Source organism: Streptomyces sp. NPDC040432 (assembly GCF_055595445.1).
The window spans coordinates 670,355-687,631 of sequence record NZ_JBVIVP010000002.1 but is presented as its reverse complement, the minus strand read 5'-3'; the positions used below and the strand labels follow the sequence as shown (position 1 = coordinate 687,631).

The following is a 17,277-nucleotide window of genomic DNA, read 5'->3' as shown; positions in this document are numbered from 1 at the left end:
TGTGCTGCCGGGGCGGTTCGTTTACCGCCATAAGCGGCAAATAGATGTCACAAGTGGTCACAAGCGATGCGTGAACTCGGGAGGACAACAGTGGGACGACTCTTCGGGACGGACGGTGTACGAGGCGTCGCCAACGCGGATCTGACGGCCGAGCTCGCGCTCGGCCTCTCCGTGGCGGCGGCGCACGTACTGGCCGAGGCGGGCACCTTCGCGGGCCACCGGGCCACCGCGGTCGTGGGCCGCGACCCGCGTGCGTCGGGCGAGTTCCTGGAGGCCGCGGTCGTCGCGGGCCTCGCGAGCGCCGGCGTGGACGTCCTGCGCGTCGGTGTGCTGCCCACCCCGGCGGTGGCGTATCTCACCGGTGCGCTGGGCGCCGACCTCGGCGTGATGCTCTCCGCCAGCCACAACGCCATGCCCGACAACGGCATCAAGTTCTTCGCGCGCGGTGGGCACAAGCTCGCCGACGACCTGGAGGACCGGATCGAGTCGGTCTACGAGGAGCACCGCACGGGCGCGCCCTGGGACCGGCCCACCGGCTCCGGCGTCGGCCGGGTCTCCGACTACACGGAGGGCTTCGACAAGTACGTCGCCCACCTGATCGGCGTCCTGCCCAACCGTCTCGAAGGCCTCAAGGTCGTCCTCGACGAGGCGCACGGCGCGGCGGCGTACGTGTCCCCGGAGGCCTTCGCCCGCGCCGGCGCGGAGATCGTCACCATCGGCGCCGAGCCCGACGGGCTGAACATCAACGACGGCTGCGGATCCACCCACCTCGACCTGCTGAAGCAGGCCGTCGTGGAGCACGGCGCCGACTTCGGCGTCGCCCACGACGGCGACGCCGACCGCTGCCTGGCCGTGGACCACACGGGCGCGGAGGTCGACGGCGACCAGATCCTCGCGGTGCTCGCCCTCGCCATGCGCGAGGCGGGCCAGCTGCGCGGGAACACCGTGGTCGGCACCGTCATGTCGAACCTGGGCTTCAAACTGGCGATGGAGGCCGAGGGCATCCAGGTCGTGCAGACCGGGGTCGGCGACCGCTACGTGCTGGAGTCGATGAAGGAACACGGCTACGCGCTGGGCGGCGAGCAGTCCGGCCACGTGATCATCCTCGACCACGCGACGACGGGCGACGGCACCCTGACGGGCCTGCTGCTCGCGGCGCGGATCGCGGCCACCGGCCGGTCCCTGGCCGAGCTGGCCGGCGTGATGACGCGGCTGCCGCAGATCCTGATCAACGTGCCCGACGTGGACAAGTCCCGGGTGACGACCTCGGGCGAACTGGCCGCGGCGGTCACCGAGGCCGAGCGCGAGCTCGGTACGACCGGCCGGGTGCTGCTCCGTCCGTCCGGCACGGAGCCGCTCGTACGGGTGATGGTGGAGGCCGCCGACATCGAGCAGGCCCGCGCCGTCGCCGGTCGGCTCGCGGACGTCGTGAAATCGGCGCTCGGCTAGCCGCTCCCTCCCCGCACGACCGGGCCGGTCCGTACGTCGGGCCGGCCCGGTCGCGTCAGCTGACCGGGGCGCCGGCCCCGCCCTTGGGCCGGCGGGTCCAGCGTCCCCGCTGGGTCCGCCACAGCGCCTTCTGCCCGTACAGGGTCAGGACGCCCGCCAGCATGATCCCGGCCAGGTTCAGCAGGAGCTGTTCCACCGAGCCCCACATCTGGGCGAACTCGGCGTAGGCGAGGGCCACGGCCGCGTTCGCGGCGGCCGGGACGGTCGTCACCGAGATGGCCACGCCGACCAGCGCCCCCGACTTCGCGGAGGTCAGGGACAGCACCCCGGCGACGCCCGCCAGCAGCGAGACCACGAAGGAGAACGGGTCGGGCTGCCAGATGAACCCGGTGTTGGGGCGGGGCCGGTCCAGCATCCCCGGCTCGAACTGGCCGATCGCGTCCATGCCCAGGGTGAACAGGGTGGTGGCGGCCATCGCCGCCGCGAAGCCGATCAACAGCGCGGACAGGGACCGCAGCGCCGACCGGGGCTCGCGCCGTACGATCCCGACGCACACCCCGGCGAGCGGCCCGAACTCCGGGCCGACCGCCATGGCGCCCACGATCAGGACCGCGTTGTCGAGGACGACGCCGCAGGCCGCGATCATCGTCGCCAGGATCATGAACGCGCAGTAGGTGATGCTGAGCGTCGACTCCTCGTGGGTGGCCTCCGTCAGCTGCTTCCACAGCACGGCGTCGGCGGCCTCTCCGGGAGCCTCCTCCTCGGCCGCGTCGGCCCGCCGCGACAGCGACAGGTCGATGTGCTCCACGGCGATCGAACCGTCCGCGTCGACGCCCAGCCCCTGGAGCTCCTGGAGCAGCTCGTCACCGGCCTCGCGGGCGACGTCGCACAGCACGAGGTCGCCGGGCGGGATCCGGGCCGCGCCCTTCAGCACGACCAGATGGGTGGTTCCGACCGTCTTCTCGACGATCGCCACCGCCGCGTCCGTCCGGTCCGGCGGGGTGATCATCCGCAGGTGCAACATGCCCCGCACCCTAGCGAAGCGGTCCCGACGCGGGCGTCGCGCCGCTACAGCTTGCGCAGGCTCAGCTTCTGCACCTTGTGGTCCGGACCCTTGCGCACCACGAGGGTGGCGCGACCGCGGGTGGGGGCCACGTTCTCCATCAGGTTCGGCTTGTTGACGGTCCGCCACATCGTCTGCGCGTACTCCAGCGCCTCCTCCTCGGAGACCTGCGTGTACTTGCGGAAGTACGAGAACGGGTTCTGGAACGCCGTCGCGCGCAGCTTGCGGAACCGGCCCAGGTACCAGCGCTCGATGTCCTCCGGGCGGGCGTCGACGTACACGCTGAAGTCGAAGTAGTCGGCGAGCCCGACGCGGGTCCGGCCGTCCTTGCCGGGCAGCGCCGGCTGGAGGACGTTGAGGCCCTCGACGATGAGGATGTCCGGGCGCCGCACCACGAGCCGCTCGTCCGGGACGATGTCGTAGATCAGGTGGGAGTAGACGGGCGCCGTCACCTCGTCCTTGCCGGCCTTGATGTCGGCGACGAAACGGGTCAGCGCGCGCCGGTCGTAGGACTCCGGGAAGCCCTTGCGGGAGGTCAGCCCGCGCCGCTGGAGCTCCTTCATCGGGTACAGGAAGCCGTCCGTGGTGACCAGCTCCACCCGCGGGTGCTCCGGCCAGCGGGCCAGCAGCGCCTGGAGCAGACGGGCCACGGTGGACTTGCCCACGGCGACCGAACCGGCGACGCCTATGACGAACGGGGTGCCCTGCTGGGCGCCGTGCCCGTTGCCCGCGTCACCGAGGAAGGTGTTCAGGGTGCCGCGCAGGTTGCTGGTCGCCCCGACGTACAGGTTCAGGAGCCGGGACAGCGGCAGGTAGACGTCCCGCACCTCGTCGAGGTCGATGACGTCCCCCAGACCGCGCAGCTGCTCCACCTCGTCCGCGGTGAGGGGCAGTGGGGTGCGCTCGCGCAGCGCGCTCCACTCCGCCCGGGTGAGGTCGACGTACGGGGAGGCGTCGGGGGCCCGGCGGGGGCCGGTGCGCTCCGTTGCGCGGTCCGGCGTGCCACGCGTCGGCGATGTGATCACACGGCCATTGTCGGGGCTCGGGGCCGTCCGTGGGTGGTGGGGTCGGTCACGTCGCCCGGTCCGGGACGGATCGGGGCAGGTCAGACATGGTTTCGGTACAAGTGCGCAGGGTTGTGCGCGAGCAGGTATCGATCGGAATCCCGGGACGTCTCGTCAGCATCACGATTGTCGGGGCGGTCGGTGATCCCGATCGTCCGATCGATCGGCGGCCGTACATTGATCGTCATCGCGGCCTTCGATGCGCGCCCCGTCGAGCGGGGCGCCGCTCGGGCTGCCCTGCCGCTCGTCGTGACTCATGGGGGAGATCCATCGTGCGTACCGCACTCGTCCGTCGTACCGTCCTGACCGCTTCCGCGGTGTCCCTGGGCCTGCTGGTCACCGCCTGCGGTTCGGGTGACTCCGACGCCGGGACGGACGCCAAGCCGTCGGCCGCCGCAAGTGGCGCTGCGTCCTCGGCGGCGCCGGGCGCCAAGGGGAAGACGGACGCGGAGGTGGCGGCGCTGGTCGTCACCCAGGCCGACCTCGCGGACCAGGTCGTCTCGGCCGAGAGCGCCGCCAAGGTCGTCGCCATGCCGGCCGAGGCCGAGAACGCCGCCTGCAAGCCGCTCGTCCAGATCATGGCGTCGCAGAAGCCCGGTGCGGCCACCGGCCTCGGCCGCACCGGCTCCAAGGACAAGCCCAAGGAACTGCCGGCGAACGCCACCACCGAGGAGAAGGTCGAGGCCACGCTGAAGGCGATCGGTGGGTCCCAGACCCTGGTCACCGTCACCTCGTACGACGGCAAGGGCGCCGAGGAGGCCCTCGCCGCCGTGAAGACCGCGGCCACCGCCTGCGCAGCCGGCTTCACCCTCACCTCGGACGGCGAGAAGGTGAAGTTCGGCGCCGTCACCCCGGGCGCCGCCGTCACCGGTGGGGACGAGGCCGTGTCCTGGACCGCGCCCATGGACCTGGAGGACGGCGACAAGTCCGCCACCCACTTCGTGGTGGTGCGCAAGGGCAACACGCTGGCCGCCTTCTACTCGTGGGGCGTGAAGGCCGAGCAGCCGAAGACCGTCGTCGACGCGCAGGTCAAGAAGCTGGGCTGAGCCGCGTGCGCCCGATGGGGCGCACGTGTTCGAACAGGTCGTCGACCCCGTTCCGGCGGATTTCCCGGAGCGGGGTTTTCGTCCTGTTCGGGTACGGGGCACGGGGCGCACATCGGCGTACGCTGCCGCCTATGTGCGGAATTGTGGGTTACGTAGGAGCGCAATCGGCGCTCGATGTGGTCATCGCCGGACTGAAGCGGCTGGAGTACCGCGGCTACGACTCGGCGGGCATCGCCGTGCTCGCCGACGGGGAACTCGCCAACGTCAAGAAGGCCGGCAAGCTGGTCAACCTGGAGAAGGAACTCGTCGGGCAGCCCCTGCCGGCCGGCTCCACCGGCCTCGGGCACACCCGTTGGGCCACCCACGGAGGGCCCACCGACGTCAACGCCCATCCCCATCTGGACAACTCCGGCCGGGTGGCCGTCGTCCACAACGGCATCATCGAGAACTTCGCGGAACTGCGCGGCGAACTGGCCGAGCGCGGGCACCGGCTGGAGTCCGAGACCGACACCGAGGTCGTCGCGCACCTGCTCGCCGAGCAGTTCGCGGTGTGGGGGGACCTCGCCGAATCCATGCGCCGGGTCTGCCGGCGGCTCCAGGGCGCCTTCACCCTGGTCGCGGTGCACGCCGACCAGCCGGACGTCGTCATCGGCGCACGCCGCAACTCCCCGCTGGTGGTGGGCGTGGGCGAGGGCGAGAACTTCCTCGCCTCGGACGTCGCCGCCTTCATCGCGCACACCCGCTCCGCGATCGAACTGGGCCAGGACCAGGTCGTCGAACTGCGCCGCGACGGGGTCGTGGTCACCGACTTCGACGGGGCGCCCGCCGAGGTGCGGGCCTACCACGTCGACTGGGACGCCTCCGCCGCCGAGAAGGGCGGCTACGACTACTTCATGCTCAAGGAGATCGCCGAGCAGCCGAAGGCCGTCGCGGACACCCTCCTCGGCCGGATCGACGGCAGCGGGCTGCTGACCCTCGACGAGGTCCGCATCCCCACCTCGGTGCTCCGCGAGGTCGACAAGGTCGTCATCGTGGCCTGCGGCACGGCCTACCACGCCGGCATGATCGCGAAGCTGGCCATCGAGCACTGGACCCGCATCCCCTGCGAGACCGAGCTGGCCAGCGAGTTCCGCTACCGCGACCCGATCCTCGACCAGCGGACGCTCGTCATCGCGATCTCGCAGTCCGGCGAGACCATGGACACCCTGATGGCGTTGCGGCACGCCCGCGAGCAGGGCGCCAAGGTGCTGGCCGTCTGCAACACGAACGGCTCCACCATCCCGCGCGAATCGGACGCCGTGCTCTACACGCACGCCGGCCCCGAGGTCGCCGTCGCCTCCACGAAGGCGTTCCTGACGCAGCTGGTGGCCTGCTACCTCGTCGCGCTCTACCTCGGTCAGGTCCGCGGCACCAAGTGGGGCGACGAGATCCAGGCCGTGATCCGGGAACTGTCGGACATCGCCGCCGCCGTGGACACCGTGCTGGAGACGATGGAGCCCGTACGGGCCCTCGCGCGGTCCCTCGCCGACAAGGACACGGTGCTGTTCCTCGGCCGACACGTCGGCTACCCGGTGGCGTTGGAGGGCGCGCTCAAGCTCAAGGAACTCGCGTACATGCACGCCGAGGGCTTCGCGGCGGGCGAGCTCAAGCACGGGCCGATCGCCCTGATCGAGCACGACCTGCCGGTGGTCGTCGTCGTGCCGTCGCCGCGCGGCCGGTCCGTGCTCCACGACAAGATCGTGTCGAACATCCAGGAGATTCGGGCCCGCGGGGCGCGGACCATCGTGATCGCGGAGGAGGGCGACGAGGCCGTCGTCCCCTACGCCGACCACCTGATCCGGATCCCCGCGACGCCCACCCTGCTCCAGCCGCTGGTGGCGACCGTGCCGCTCCAGGTCTTCGCCTGCGAACTGGCGACCGCGCGGGGCAACGAGGTCGACCAGCCGCGTAACCTCGCCAAGTCGGTGACCGTGGAGTGAGCGATCAGTAGGGCTGGTTCGTTGCTGTGATTGTCGGTGTGGGGATTGACGTTGCCGAGATCGAGCGGTTCGGCGCCGCGCTGGAGCGCACGCCGAACATGGCGCACCGCCTCTTCCTCGAATCCGAACTGACGCTGCCGAGCGGCGAGCGACGCGGAACCGCCTCGCTCGCCGCCCGCTTCGCCGCCAAGGAAGCCCTCGCCAAGGCCCTCGGCGCGCCCGCCGGGCTGCTGTGGACCGACGCCGAGGTGTACGTCGAGGACAGCGGTCGGCCCCGGCTGCGCGTCTCCGGGACGGTCGCCGCGCGGGCCGCGGCCCTCGGGGTGACGTCCTGGCACATCTCGCTGAGCCACGACGCCGGAGTCGCGTCGGCCGTGGTGATCGCCGAGGGCTGAGGGCCGGGCCGTCCTCCGGTCCGTCGTCCCCGGGCCCCCAGCGGCCCCTTCGGGCACGCTGGGGGCATGCGTACTGCTTACAGCGTGGAGACCGTACGGGCCGCCGAGCGCGAGCTGATCGCCCGATTGCCCGAAGGCACCCTCATGGCCCGGGCGGCGGCCGGACTGGCCGTCGTCTGCGCCGGTCTGCTCACGAGGCGCCGCGGCCGGGTCTACGGGGCGAAGGTGGTGCTGCTCGTCGGACCCGGCGACAACGGCGGCGACGCCCTGTACGCCGGCGCCCGCCTGGCCCGGCGCGGCGCCGGGGTGACGGCGGTACCGCTGGACCCCGAGCGGATGCACCCGGGCGGGCTCGCCGCGCTGCGCGCCGCCGGAGGTCGACTCGCGGGCGCCGTCCCGGCGCGGGCGGACCTCGTCGTGGACGGGCTGCTCGGCATCGGCGGCCATGGCGGGCTGCGCCCCGCGGCGGCGGCGCTCGCGGAACGCGTGCCCGACGGCGCGCTCGTCGTCGCCGCGGACCTGCCGAGCGGGGTCGACGCGGACACCGGGGAGACGGCGGGCCCGGCCGTCACCGCCGGGGTGACGGTGACCTTCGGGGCGTACAAGCCCGGGTTGCTCATCGACCCGGGGGCGTCGCTGGCCGGCGCCGTCCGGCTCGTGGACATCGGGCTGGAGCTGCCCGCCCCCGACCTGGAAGCCCTCCAACACGCCGACGCGGCCCGGCTGCTGCCCGCCCCGACGGCGTCGAGCGACAAGTACCGGCGCGGCGTCGTCGGCATCGTCGCCGGGTCCGACCGCTACCCGGGCGCGGCGGTCCTGGCCGTCGCCGGAGCCCTGCGCGGCGGCGCCGGCGCCGTCCGGTACGTGGGCCCCCCGGCCGTCGCGGAGGCCGTGCTCGCGCGGTACCCGGAGACCCTGATCGGGCGCGGCCGGGTGCAGGCGTGGGTGGTCGGGCCGGGCATCGGCGACGGTCGTGGCGCCGAGGTCGCCGAGGCGCTGGCCGACCGGGACGCGGCGGTGCTCGTGGACGCCGACGGGCTGCGCGGACTGGACCCGGCCGTGGTGCGCGCACGCCGGGCGGCGACCCTGCTGACCCCGCACGCGGGAGAGGCGGCGGCCCTGCTCGGGGTGGACCGGTCGGCGGTCGAGGCGGGCCGGCTGGCCTCCGTCCGGGCCCTGGCCGTGCGGTACGGGGCGACGGTCCTGCTGAAGGGGTCGACGACGCTGGTGGCCTCCGGCACCGCCCCCGTCCGGGTCAACCCGACCGGAACCCCGTGGCTGGCGACCGCCGGGAGCGGTGACGTGCTGTCAGGGCTGGCCGGATCACTGCTCGCGGCCGGGCTCGGCGGGCCCGACGCCGGATCGGTGGCGGCGTACCTGCACGGCCTGGCCGCCCGCCGCGCCTCGGCCGGGGCCCCGGTGACGGCCCACGAGGTCGCGCGGGCCCTGCCCGACGCGTGGCGCGACGTCCTGCGCTGACGCGCCGCCCGTGCGGGGGATTTGTCCCGGAGGGCCGGATTGGCCCCGCCCCGCGACCGGTGCGGGGCGGGCGGTAGGGGGCGGTTCTGAGAGACTGGCCCCGATGAACGAGACTCCGACGCGCGTGTACGCCGAGATCGACCTTGACGCAGTACGGGAGAACGTACGCGCCCTGCGCGCGCGGGCCCCCCGTTCCCGGCTGATGGCCGTCGTCAAGGCGAACGCCTACGGGCACGGGGCCGTCCCCTGCGCCCGGGCGGCCCGTGAGGCCGGCGCCGACTGGCTCGGGACCGCGACCCCCGAGGAAGCGCTCGAACTGCGGGCCGCCGGCATCGGGGGACCGGTGCTGTGCTGGCTGTGGACCCCCGGCGGCCCCTGGCGGGAGGCCATCGAGGCCGACATCGACGTGTCCGTCAGCGCGCTGTGGGCCCTGGACGAGGTCCGCGCCGCGGCCCGCGCCGCCGGCCGCACCGCCCGCGTCCAGCTCAAGGCCGACACCGGCCTCGGCCGGGCCGGCTGCCAGCCGGCCGACTGGGCGGAACTGGTCGGAGCCGCCGTCGCCGCCCAGGCCGAGGGCACCGTCCACGTCACCGGCGTCTGGTCGCACTTCGCCTGCGCCGACGAGCCCGGACACCCGTCCATCCAGCTCCAGCTCACCGCCTTCCGTGACATGCTCGCCTACGCGGAGAAGGAGGGCGTCGACCCCGAGGTGCGGCACATCGCCAACTCCCCGGCCACGCTCACCCTCCCCGAGAGCCACTTCGACCTCGTCCGCCCCGGCCTCGCCGTCTACGGCGTCTCACCGGCGCCGGAACTCGGCACCCCCGCCCAGCTCGGCCTGCGCCCCGCCATGACCGTCAGGGCGTCCGTCGCCCTGGTCAAGACCGTCCCCGCCGGACACGGCGTGAGCTACGGCCACCACCACGTCACCGACTCCGAGACGACGCTCGCGCTGATCCCCGCCGGATACGCCGACGGCTTCCCGCGGAACGCCTCCGACGCCGGGCCCGTCCTGGTCGGCGGCCGGATCCACCACGCGGCCGGTCGGATCGCCATGGACCAGTTCGTCGTCGACCTCGGCTCCGACCCGGGAGCCGCGCCGGTCCGGGCCGGGGACGAGGCGGTCCTGTTCGGTGACGCCGAACGGGGCGAACCCACCGCCGAGGACTGGGCTCAAGCGGCACATACGATCGGGTATGAGATCGTCACCCGTATCGGAGGCCGGGTCCCCCGGGTGTACCTGGGCGGCTGAGTGAGGACGGCGACGGCATGAGCGAGAACTGGCGCAAGGCCGGCTGGGCCGGCGCGGCCATCGGCGTGCTGGCGGCGGGCGCGGCGGCCGGTGTCGCCGTCGAACGGATCACCGTCGGACGCGGCCTGCGGATGAAGGCGCGCCTCGCGCTCGACGCGGCCGGCGACTACGGCTCCCTGCGCGGCACCGAGGGCACCTGCCGGGCCGAGGACGGCACCGAACTCCACTACGAGATCGACGAACTGGCCGACGGGCCGGCCCCCGACGGCAAGAAGCGGCGTCCGCGCCGCACGGACACCGCCGGCGCCACCGTCGTCTTCTGCCACGGCTACTGCCTCGGCCAGGACTCCTGGCACTTCCAGCGCGCCGCCCTGCGCGGGGTGGTCCGCAGCGTCTACTGGGACCAGCGCAGCCACGGCCGCAGCGGCCGGGGCGTCGCCCAGGCCGAGGGCGTGCCGGTGACCATCGAGCAGCTCGGCCGGGACCTGAAGGCCGTCCTCGACGCCGCCGCGCCCGAGGGTCCCCTCGTGCTCGTCGGCCACTCGATGGGCGGGATGACCGTCATGGCCCTCGCCGAGCAGTTCCCCGAGCTGGTGCGCGACCGCGTCATCGGGGTGGCGCTCGTCGGAACCTCCAGCGGACGCCTCGACGAGGTGACCTACGGGCTGCCCGCCTACGGTCTGGGCGCCGTCCGCCGGATGCTCCCGGGCGTGCTCAGGGCCCTCGGCTCGCAGACCGAACTCGTCGAACGGGGCCGGCGGGCCACCGCCGACCTCTTCGCGGGCATGATCAAGATGTACTCGTTCGGTTCGCGGGACGTGGACCCCGGCGTCGCCCGCTTCGCCGAGCGGCTGATCGAGGCGACCCCCATCGATGTCGTCGCCGCGTTCTACCCGGCGTTCCAGACCCACGACAAGACCGCCGCGCTGCAACGGTTCGCGGACGTCCCCGTCACCGTCATCGCCGCCGACCGGGACATGATCACCCCGCCCGAACACAGCGTCGCCATCAAGGAGACGCTGCCGGCCGCCGAACTGGTGGTGCTGGAAGGCACCGGGCACCTGATGATGCTGGAGCGCCCCGACATCGTGACCGGGCTGCTGACCGGCCTCCTGGCGCGCGCGGGAGCCCTTCCCGCAGCGGCTAACGTTGGGACGCATGATGGAAGAAGTGCCGCGGGAAGCGCCGCGCAGCCCGGCCGCTGAGGTCCTCGCCGGAACCGCCGCCGAAACCCTGATCACCGTCGACTCGCCCGCCTCCATGCAGGACCTGGGCCGCAGGATCGCCGGCCTGCTGCGCCCCGGCGACCTCGTCCTGCTGACGGGCGAGCTCGGCGCGGGCAAGACCACCCTGACCCGGGGCCTCGGCGAGGGGCTCGGCGTCCGCGGGGCGGTGACCTCCCCGACCTTCGTGATCGCCCGGGTGCACCCGCCCCTGGCCGACGGGCCGGCGCTGGTGCACGTGGACGCCTACCGACTGGGCGGCGGGCTCGACGAGATGGAGGACCTGGACCTCGACGTCTCGCTGCCCGAGTCCGTGGTCGTCGTCGAATGGGGCGACGGCAAGGTGGAGGAGCTCTCCGACGACCGCCTGCACGTGGTGATCGGCCGGGCGGTCGGCCACGAGGAGGTCCTGGACGACGTGCGCGAGGTCGCGGTGCGCGGCGTCGGCGCGCGTTGGGTCGGGGCGGGGTTGGCGGGGCTGGCGTAGCGGCGGCGTCCGCGTCGGTGCCCGGGACCGGGCGGCCGGGGATCGTCCCGGGCGTCCCGCCGGGCTCCTCGCGCGAAAAGGTACCGACAACGCGTCGGGAAAAACATTGCGCTCCCGGCGGGCTGCGTGGTCACATGGTACTCAGCACTGGTTAGGTTTACCTAAGTACGGTGTCCCGGGTTCAGGAGGCAGCCATGTCGGTAGCGGGAGCAGAGCGAGCGCCCGTCTTGTCCATGCGGGTCCTGCTCGCGGCGGGCGCGGCCGCCACGGCGGTCTCGACACCGCCCTCGTGGCGCGGCCGGGCCCCCGAAGCGCCGCGCGCCGCCGCCGCGCCCCCCGCGCACGGCGAACAGGCCGCCCCGGAGTCGGAAGCGGCCTGATACCCACGTACGGGTGAAACGTGCCGGAAGACGGCGGGGGCGGCGCGTCGGTCGGAGCGCGTCGTCGTCGGGGCGTCGGGTCAGGGAACGACGATGATCTTCGCGCCGATCGTGGCGAACGCCCACATCGCGTCGCCGTCCGCACGCGCCATGCGGATGCCGCCGGTCTTCTTCGCCTGGTCCGGCGCCGGCGTGGCGCCGTCCACGCGGGCACTGAAGCCGACGGCGACGCCCTCGGTGGTGGTGAACCGCACGACGTGCTCGATCGGCACCCCGTCCGTGCCGGTGACCGAACCCGAGCGCGAGGTGACCGCGTAGCTGCCGGGCACCGGGTTCACCGTGCTCGGCACCACCGTGAAGGTCCGCGGTTCCGGAGCACCCTCCGTGACCAGCCACACCCGCTTCTGGCCCAGCGAGTACACGACGCGCGTCCCGACCCCGGATTCGGCCGGCAGGGCCCCCGGCTTCGCCGGCTGCTGGGCCTGCGCCTGGTCGGGGGCGGGCGTGGCGGGAGCGGACGGGGCCGCCTTCGGGGGCAGCGCGGGTGCGGTCGCCGAGGCCTGGTAGCCGAGGAATCCGACGGCGGCGATCGCCGCGATCGTGAGCCCGGCCACGATTCCCGAGCTGCTGCGTGCCACCTTGCTCCACCTCTCCGCACATGTGTGTGGACCTGCGTCCGGACTTGGGTGCGATAACCCCGGTCGAAAGGTAGCAGCAGGACCGCCCGACGCCCCGGCCGCAAGGCCCGGGGGCCCGGGAGTCGTAGGCTGTTCGCGTGCTCTTGCTCGCTGTAGATACCGCCACGCCCGCCGTCACCGTCGCCCTGCACGACGGGGAGTCCGTCCTCGCCGAGTCGAACCAGGTCGACGCCCGCCGTCACGGGGAGCTCCTGCTGCCCTCCGTCGACAAGGTCCTCGCCGAGGCCGGGGTGAAGCTCGAAGCCGTCACCGGCATCGTCGTGGGCGTCGGCCCCGGCCCCTACACCGGGCTCCGCGTCGGCCTCGTCACCGCCTCCACCTTCGCCTCCGTCCTCGGCGTCCCGGTCCACGGCCTGTGCACCCTCGACGGCCTCGCGTACGCCGCGGGCGCCGCCGGCGTCGAGGGCCCCTTCGTCGTCGCCACCGACGCGCGGCGCAAGGAGGTCTACTGGGCCCGGTACGAGGACCCCCGCACCCGGACCGGCGAGCCCGCCGTGGACCGCCCGGCCGACATCGCCGAGCACGTCGCCGGACTGCCCGCGGTGGGCCAGGGCGCCCACCTGTACCCCGACGTGTTCGCGGACGCGCGCGCCCCCGAGCACCAGTCGGCGGCCTCCCTCGCCGCCCTGGCCGCCGAACGGCTCGCCGCAGGCGCCGAGTTCCTCCCGCCCACCCCGCTCTACCTGCGCCGGCCCGACGCCCAGGTGCCCAAGAACTACAAGGTGGTCACCCCGAAGTGACCCCCGAGACCCCCGCGCTGCGCGAAATGCGCTGGTGGGACATCGACCCGGTGCTGGAGCTCGAACACGAGCTCTTCCCCGACGACGCCTGGTCCGCCGGCATGTTCTGGTCCGAACTCGCGCACGCGCGCGGCCCGCACGCCACCCGCCGCTACGTCGTCGCCGAGGACCCGGCGACGGGCCGCCCGGCGGGCTACGCCGGGCTGGCGTCCGCCGGTGACCTGGCCGACGTACAGACCATCGCGGTCGCCCGCGAACACTGGGGCACCGGCCTCGGAGCCCGGCTGCTGTCCGAACTGCTGCGCGCCGCGACCGCCTTCGAATGCGCCGAGGTGCTGCTGGAGGTCCGGGTGGACAACACCCGCGCCCAGCGGCTCTACGAGCGCTTCGGCTTCGAACCGATCGGCTTCCGCCGCGGCTACTACCAGCCCGGGAACGTCGACGCGCTCGTGATGCGACTGACCGACCCCGCACAAGCACGAACTGAGAGCAGTGAGAGCAATGGCTGACGAACCTCTCGTCCTCGGCATCGAGACCTCCTGCGACGAGACCGGCGTCGGCGTCGTCCGCGGCACGACCCTGCTCGCGGACGCCATCGCGTCGAGCGTCGACGAGCACGCCCGCTTCGGCGGCGTCGTGCCCGAGGTCGCCTCCCGGGCCCACCTGGAGGCCATGGTCCCCACCATCGAGCGCGCCCTGAAGGAGGCCGGCGTCAGCGCCCGCGACCTCGACGGCATCGCGGTCACCGCCGGGCCGGGCCTCGCGGGGGCCCTCCTGGTGGGCGTCTCCGCGGCGAAGGCGTACGCGTACGCCCTGGGCAAGCCGCTCTACGGGGTCAACCACCTCGCCTCGCACATCTGCGTCGACCAGCTGGAGCACGGGCCGCTGCCCGAGCCGACCATGGCGCTGCTGGTGTCCGGCGGCCACTCCTCGCTGCTGCTGGCCCCGGACATCACCTCGGACGTCCGTCCGCTCGGCGCCACCATCGACGACGCCGCCGGCGAGGCCTTCGACAAGATCGCCCGGGTGCTCCAGCTCGGCTTCCCCGGCGGCCCGGTCATCGACCGGCTGGCCCGCGAGGGCGACCCGAAGGCGATCAACTTCCCGCGCGGTCTGACGGGCCCCCGCGACGCGGCGTACGACTTCTCCTTCTCCGGCCTCAAGACGGCCGTCGCCCGCTGGATCGAGGCGAAGCGCAAGGCGGGCGAGGAGGTGCCGGTGCGCGACGTGGCGGCGTCCTTCCAGGAAGCGGTGGTGGACGTGCTGACCCGCAAGGCGATCCGCGCCTGCAAGGACGAGGGCGTCGACCACCTGATGATCGGCGGCGGCGTCGCCGCCAACTCGCGGCTCCGCTCGCTCGCGCAGGAGCGCTGCGACGACGCGGGGATCATCCTGCGCGTGCCGCGGCCGAAGCTGTGCACGGACAACGGCGCGATGGTGGCGGCACTGGGCGCGGAGATGGTCAAGCGGAACCGGCCGGCCTCCGACTGGGACCTGTCCGCCGACTCCTCGCTGCCGGTGACCGAACCGCACGTCCCGGGGGCGTCGCACGGTGACGGACACGGGGACGGCTCCGAAGGCGGGCACGCGCACGGTCACGGCCATGATCACGACCATGTGCACGAGCTCAGCAAGGACAACCTCTACTCGTGAGCACCGTCGCGCTGATGTGGGAGGCCCGGGCCGTCGAGGGCCGGGGCAACGAGCTCCTGGAGTGGGCCCGGGCGCAGGTCCTGGCCCGCGAGCCGGTGCGCCGCGAGGTGCTGCGGGCCGGCCAGGACCGGGTGCTCGTGGTCACCTGGTGGGACGCCGCCGAGGGCACGGCGACGGAGCTTCCGGAGCTGCCGGAACCGGCCGCCGACCTGATCACGCGGGCCGTGCACCGGTGGCGGTTCGAGTCGGTGGAGGTCACGGGCGGCTGACGTCGCGGGCCCCGGGGCGGATCGGGGGCCGGAACGCGCGGTTCGGATCGCGCGGTTCGGATCGTGCCGGTCGGATCGCGCGGTTCGGCGGCCGGGCCGGGGGCCGGGTCGGTGGCCGTGGGGCGGTGGCTGGATCGGGGGTCGAAGGGGGCTCCGGTGGGGCTGTACCGGCTACCACTACGGTCATGTCCATGTCTCGTCGTGAGCTCCCGCCCCCACCGCCGCCCGCGCACCTGCGCGAGTGGCTGGACGAGGGCGCCGTACGGGCCGACCGGGCACGGTTCCTGGCGGACCTGGGCCGGCGCACCCTGGGCCTGGGGCGGCTGCTGCTGCTCTGGGCCGTCTCCGCGCTGTTCGTGGTCGGCTGGACCTTCGTCGGCATGGCCGTCACCGCCCTCGAATCCGGCGACCCGCTCTCGTGCTTCTTCGGGTTCGTCTTCGGCCTCATCGGGTTGGGCGTGCTGGTACCGGCCGCTTCCTGGTTCGTCCGCGGCGTCCGGCAGGAACGACGGCTGAGCCGACTGCTGTGCGCCTGGCTCGAAGCCGGGCGGGACCCCGCCGGCGCCGGGAGCGGGCTGCGGGCGCCCGGGCGGAGCCTGGTGTGGCTGACGGGTTCGCTCGCGCTGGGCGCCACCGGACTCTGGTTGGCCTTCGCGGCCGCGGCCGGAGCGCGGCCGGGGGAGCACACGTACGGCGAGGTCGCCTACCTCATGGGGCTCGGCATGATCCTGTGGATCACCGGTCTGCTGGGACTGGCCAGGGCGGGCGTGCACCACCGCCGGCTGGCGTGCTCCGGTCGCCCCGCACGGGCCGCCCGCCCGGCCGTCCCGGTGCTCCGGGACACGGCGTACTGACGGAACCCGGCGGGGCCCCGGGTGCGGGTCAGGCCCCCGGCACCTGCGCGGGGGAGCCGATCAGCATGGAGGGCGCTCCCGCGACCCGGGTCAGGAACACCGTCGCGGAGTTCGGCCCCTGGGGCTTCACCTTCTTGCGGAGCTCCTCCGGCTCGATGGCCGACCCGCGCTTCTTCACGGTCAGGATGCCGACCTCGCGCTCGCGCAGCAGGGCCTTCAGCTTCTTCAGCCCGAACGGCAGGACGTCGGTGATCTCGTACGCGGTCGCCCAGGGCGTGGGGCGCAGCTCGTCGGCGGTGACGTAGGCGATGGTCGGGTCGATGAGTCGGCCGCCGAGCTCCTCGGCCACCTCGGCGACCAGGTGGGCGCGGATCACGGCCCCGTCCGGTTCGTAGAGCCAGCGGCCGACCGGACCGGCCTCCGGGTCGGGCAGCGGGGCGGTGGTGTGCAGCCGCCGGGGGCCGGGCAGCAGGGTGGCGCGTACGGTGCCGGGAGTGGTCCCGAACCACAGCACGGCCTCCTTGACGTCCCCGTGGTCGGAGATCCACTCCGCCTCGGCCTCCTCCGGCACCGCCTCGTGCGGGATACCGGGTGCGATCTTGAGGGCCGCGTACTTCGCCGTACGGGCCGTGGCCACGGCCCACGACAGCGGTGGCGAGTACGACTCCGGGTCGAAGACGCGGCCCCGGCCGCCGCGGCGCGCCGGGTCGATGAAGACGGCGTCGTACCCGGACACGTCCACGTCCGTCACGTCCGCCTCGCGGACCTCGATCAGGTCCGCCAGTCCCAGCGCCTCGGCGTTGGCCCGGGCGACGGCCACCGTCAGCGGGTCGACGTCCACCGCCAGCACCCGGATCCCGAGCCGGGCCAGGGCGAGGGCGTCCCCGCCGATGCCGCAGCAGAGGTCCGCGACGCTCCGTACGCCGAGCTCCGCGAGCCGGCCCGCACGGTACGCGGCCACCGGTGCGCGGGTGGCCATCTCGCCGCCGCCGGGCGTGAAGTACATCCGGAACGCGTCCTCGGCCCCGAACTTCGCCACCGCCCGTTGCCGCAACCTGGCCTGCCCCAGCGCCGCCGACACCAGGGGCGCGGGGTGCTCGCGGCGCAGCCGGGTGGCGAGGGCCAGCTCCTGGGCGGGGTCGTGGTCGCGGAGCGAGTCGAGGAGCGCGTGGCCCTCGGGGGTGAGGAGCGCGGCGAAGTCTTCGGGGGTCACCGCTCCATTGTGGGCCAGTCGATGGAAGGGGGG

18 protein-coding genes are annotated in these 17,277 nt (G+C 73.6%); 14 read left to right on the top strand and 4 right to left on the bottom strand.

Going from position 1 to position 17,277, the window contains the following annotated elements:
• Nucleotides 1–90 precede the first annotated feature (90 nt).
• Nucleotides 91–1,449 (top strand): phosphoglucosamine mutase, encoded by a 1,359-nt coding sequence (gene glmM, locus ACZ58N_RS06845; RefSeq protein WP_471156419.1) that lies wholly within the window; start codon nt 91–93, stop codon nt 1,447–1,449.
• A 55-nt stretch (nt 1,450–1,504) separates the two neighbouring features.
• On the opposite strand, the gene ACZ58N_RS06840 is transcribed toward glmM, so the two are convergent.
• Both ACZ58N_RS06840 and coaA read right to left on the bottom strand, forming a co-directional pair.
• The gene (locus ACZ58N_RS06840) at nt 1,505–2,473 is read right to left on the bottom strand and encodes a DUF389 domain-containing protein (RefSeq protein ID WP_471156418.1); all 969 of its coding nucleotides are present in this window, start codon (nt 2,471–2,473) and stop codon (nt 1,505–1,507) included.
• A 44-nt stretch (nt 2,474–2,517) separates the two neighbouring features.
• Complete coding sequence (coaA, locus tag ACZ58N_RS06835; protein WP_471156416.1) at nt 2,518–3,537, bottom strand: type I pantothenate kinase; 1,020 nt, start codon at nt 3,535–3,537, stop codon at nt 2,518–2,520.
• 311 nt (nt 3,538–3,848) lie between these two features.
• On the opposite strand from coaA, the gene ACZ58N_RS06830 reads away from it, so the two are divergent.
• From ACZ58N_RS06830 to ACZ58N_RS06795, 8 genes are all read left to right on the top strand, one after another.
• On the top strand, nt 3,849–4,622 hold the full coding sequence (locus ACZ58N_RS06830) for a hypothetical protein (RefSeq protein WP_471156414.1): 774 nt from the start codon (nt 3,849–3,851) through the stop codon (nt 4,620–4,622).
• A 131-nt stretch (nt 4,623–4,753) separates the two neighbouring features.
• Nucleotides 4,754–6,601 carry a glutamine--fructose-6-phosphate transaminase (isomerizing) gene (gene glmS, locus ACZ58N_RS06825; RefSeq protein WP_471156411.1) on the top strand — a complete coding sequence of 616 codons (1,848 nt, stop codon included), beginning with the start codon at nt 4,754–4,756 and terminating at the stop codon, nt 6,599–6,601.
• Nucleotides 6,602–6,627: 26 nt separating this feature from the next.
• Nucleotides 6,628–6,996, top strand: coding sequence for a holo-ACP synthase (locus tag ACZ58N_RS06820; protein WP_471156409.1), 369 nt, complete (start codon nt 6,628–6,630; stop codon nt 6,994–6,996).
• A gap of 66 nt (nt 6,997–7,062) precedes the next feature.
• Entirely contained in the window at nt 7,063–8,475 is a 1,413-nt protein-coding gene (locus tag ACZ58N_RS06815) for an NAD(P)H-hydrate dehydratase (protein WP_471156408.1), read from the top strand.
• 103 nt (nt 8,476–8,578) lie between these two features.
• On the top strand, nt 8,579–9,727 hold the full coding sequence (alr, locus tag ACZ58N_RS06810) for an alanine racemase (RefSeq protein WP_471156407.1): 1,149 nt from the start codon (nt 8,579–8,581) through the stop codon (nt 9,725–9,727).
• A 17-nt stretch (nt 9,728–9,744) separates the two neighbouring features.
• Nucleotides 9,745–10,932: an alpha/beta fold hydrolase gene (locus tag ACZ58N_RS06805; RefSeq protein WP_471156406.1), complete on the top strand. Its 1,188-nt coding sequence runs from the start codon at nt 9,745–9,747 to the stop codon at nt 10,930–10,932.
• On the top strand, nt 10,889–11,437 hold the full coding sequence (tsaE, locus tag ACZ58N_RS06800) for a tRNA (adenosine(37)-N6)-threonylcarbamoyltransferase complex ATPase subunit type 1 TsaE (RefSeq protein ID WP_281204276.1): 549 nt from the start codon (nt 10,889–10,891) through the stop codon (nt 11,435–11,437). The genes ACZ58N_RS06805 and tsaE overlap by 44 nt, the downstream gene beginning before the upstream one ends.
• Before the next feature lie 194 nt (nt 11,438–11,631).
• Complete coding sequence (locus tag ACZ58N_RS06795) at nt 11,632–11,817, top strand: hypothetical protein (protein ID WP_471156404.1); 186 nt, start codon at nt 11,632–11,634, stop codon at nt 11,815–11,817.
• Between the two features lie 80 nt (nt 11,818–11,897).
• Here the strand turns inward: ACZ58N_RS06795 and ACZ58N_RS06790 are convergent, their stop codons facing one another.
• The gene (locus ACZ58N_RS06790; RefSeq protein WP_471156402.1) at nt 11,898–12,455 is read right to left on the bottom strand and encodes a hypothetical protein; all 558 of its coding nucleotides are present in this window, start codon (nt 12,453–12,455) and stop codon (nt 11,898–11,900) included.
• A 137-nt stretch (nt 12,456–12,592) separates the two neighbouring features.
• Between ACZ58N_RS06790 and tsaB the strand changes: the two genes are divergently transcribed.
• The 5 genes from tsaB to ACZ58N_RS06765 all read left to right on the top strand — a co-directional run bounded on the left by tsaB (nt 12,593) and on the right by ACZ58N_RS06765 (nt 16,031).
• Nucleotides 12,593–13,255 (top strand): tRNA (adenosine(37)-N6)-threonylcarbamoyltransferase complex dimerization subunit type 1 TsaB, encoded by a 663-nt coding sequence (gene tsaB / locus ACZ58N_RS06785; RefSeq protein ID WP_471156400.1) that lies wholly within the window; start codon nt 12,593–12,595, stop codon nt 13,253–13,255.
• 26 nt (nt 13,256–13,281) lie between these two features.
• Nucleotides 13,282–13,764 (top strand): ribosomal protein S18-alanine N-acetyltransferase, encoded by a 483-nt coding sequence (gene rimI / locus ACZ58N_RS06780; protein WP_471156603.1) that lies wholly within the window; start codon nt 13,282–13,284, stop codon nt 13,762–13,764.
• Nucleotides 13,757–14,908 (top strand): tRNA (adenosine(37)-N6)-threonylcarbamoyltransferase complex transferase subunit TsaD, encoded by a 1,152-nt coding sequence (gene tsaD / locus ACZ58N_RS06775; protein WP_471156398.1) that lies wholly within the window; start codon nt 13,757–13,759, stop codon nt 14,906–14,908. Before rimI ends, tsaD begins: the two co-directional genes overlap by 8 nt.
• Nucleotides 14,905–15,177 carry a hypothetical protein gene (locus tag ACZ58N_RS06770; protein WP_471156395.1) on the top strand — a complete coding sequence of 91 codons (273 nt, stop codon included), beginning with the start codon at nt 14,905–14,907 and terminating at the stop codon, nt 15,175–15,177. Before tsaD ends, ACZ58N_RS06770 begins: the two co-directional genes overlap by 4 nt.
• A gap of 191 nt (nt 15,178–15,368) precedes the next feature.
• Nucleotides 15,369–16,031 carry a hypothetical protein gene (locus ACZ58N_RS06765; protein WP_471156392.1) on the top strand — a complete coding sequence of 221 codons (663 nt, stop codon included), beginning with the start codon at nt 15,369–15,371 and terminating at the stop codon, nt 16,029–16,031.
• 28 nt (nt 16,032–16,059) lie between these two features.
• Here the strand turns inward: ACZ58N_RS06765 and ACZ58N_RS06760 are convergent, their stop codons facing one another.
• Nucleotides 16,060–17,244, bottom strand: coding sequence for a class I SAM-dependent methyltransferase (locus ACZ58N_RS06760; protein WP_471156389.1), 1,185 nt, complete (start codon nt 17,242–17,244; stop codon nt 16,060–16,062).
• Nucleotides 17,245–17,277: the final 33 nt, after the last annotated feature.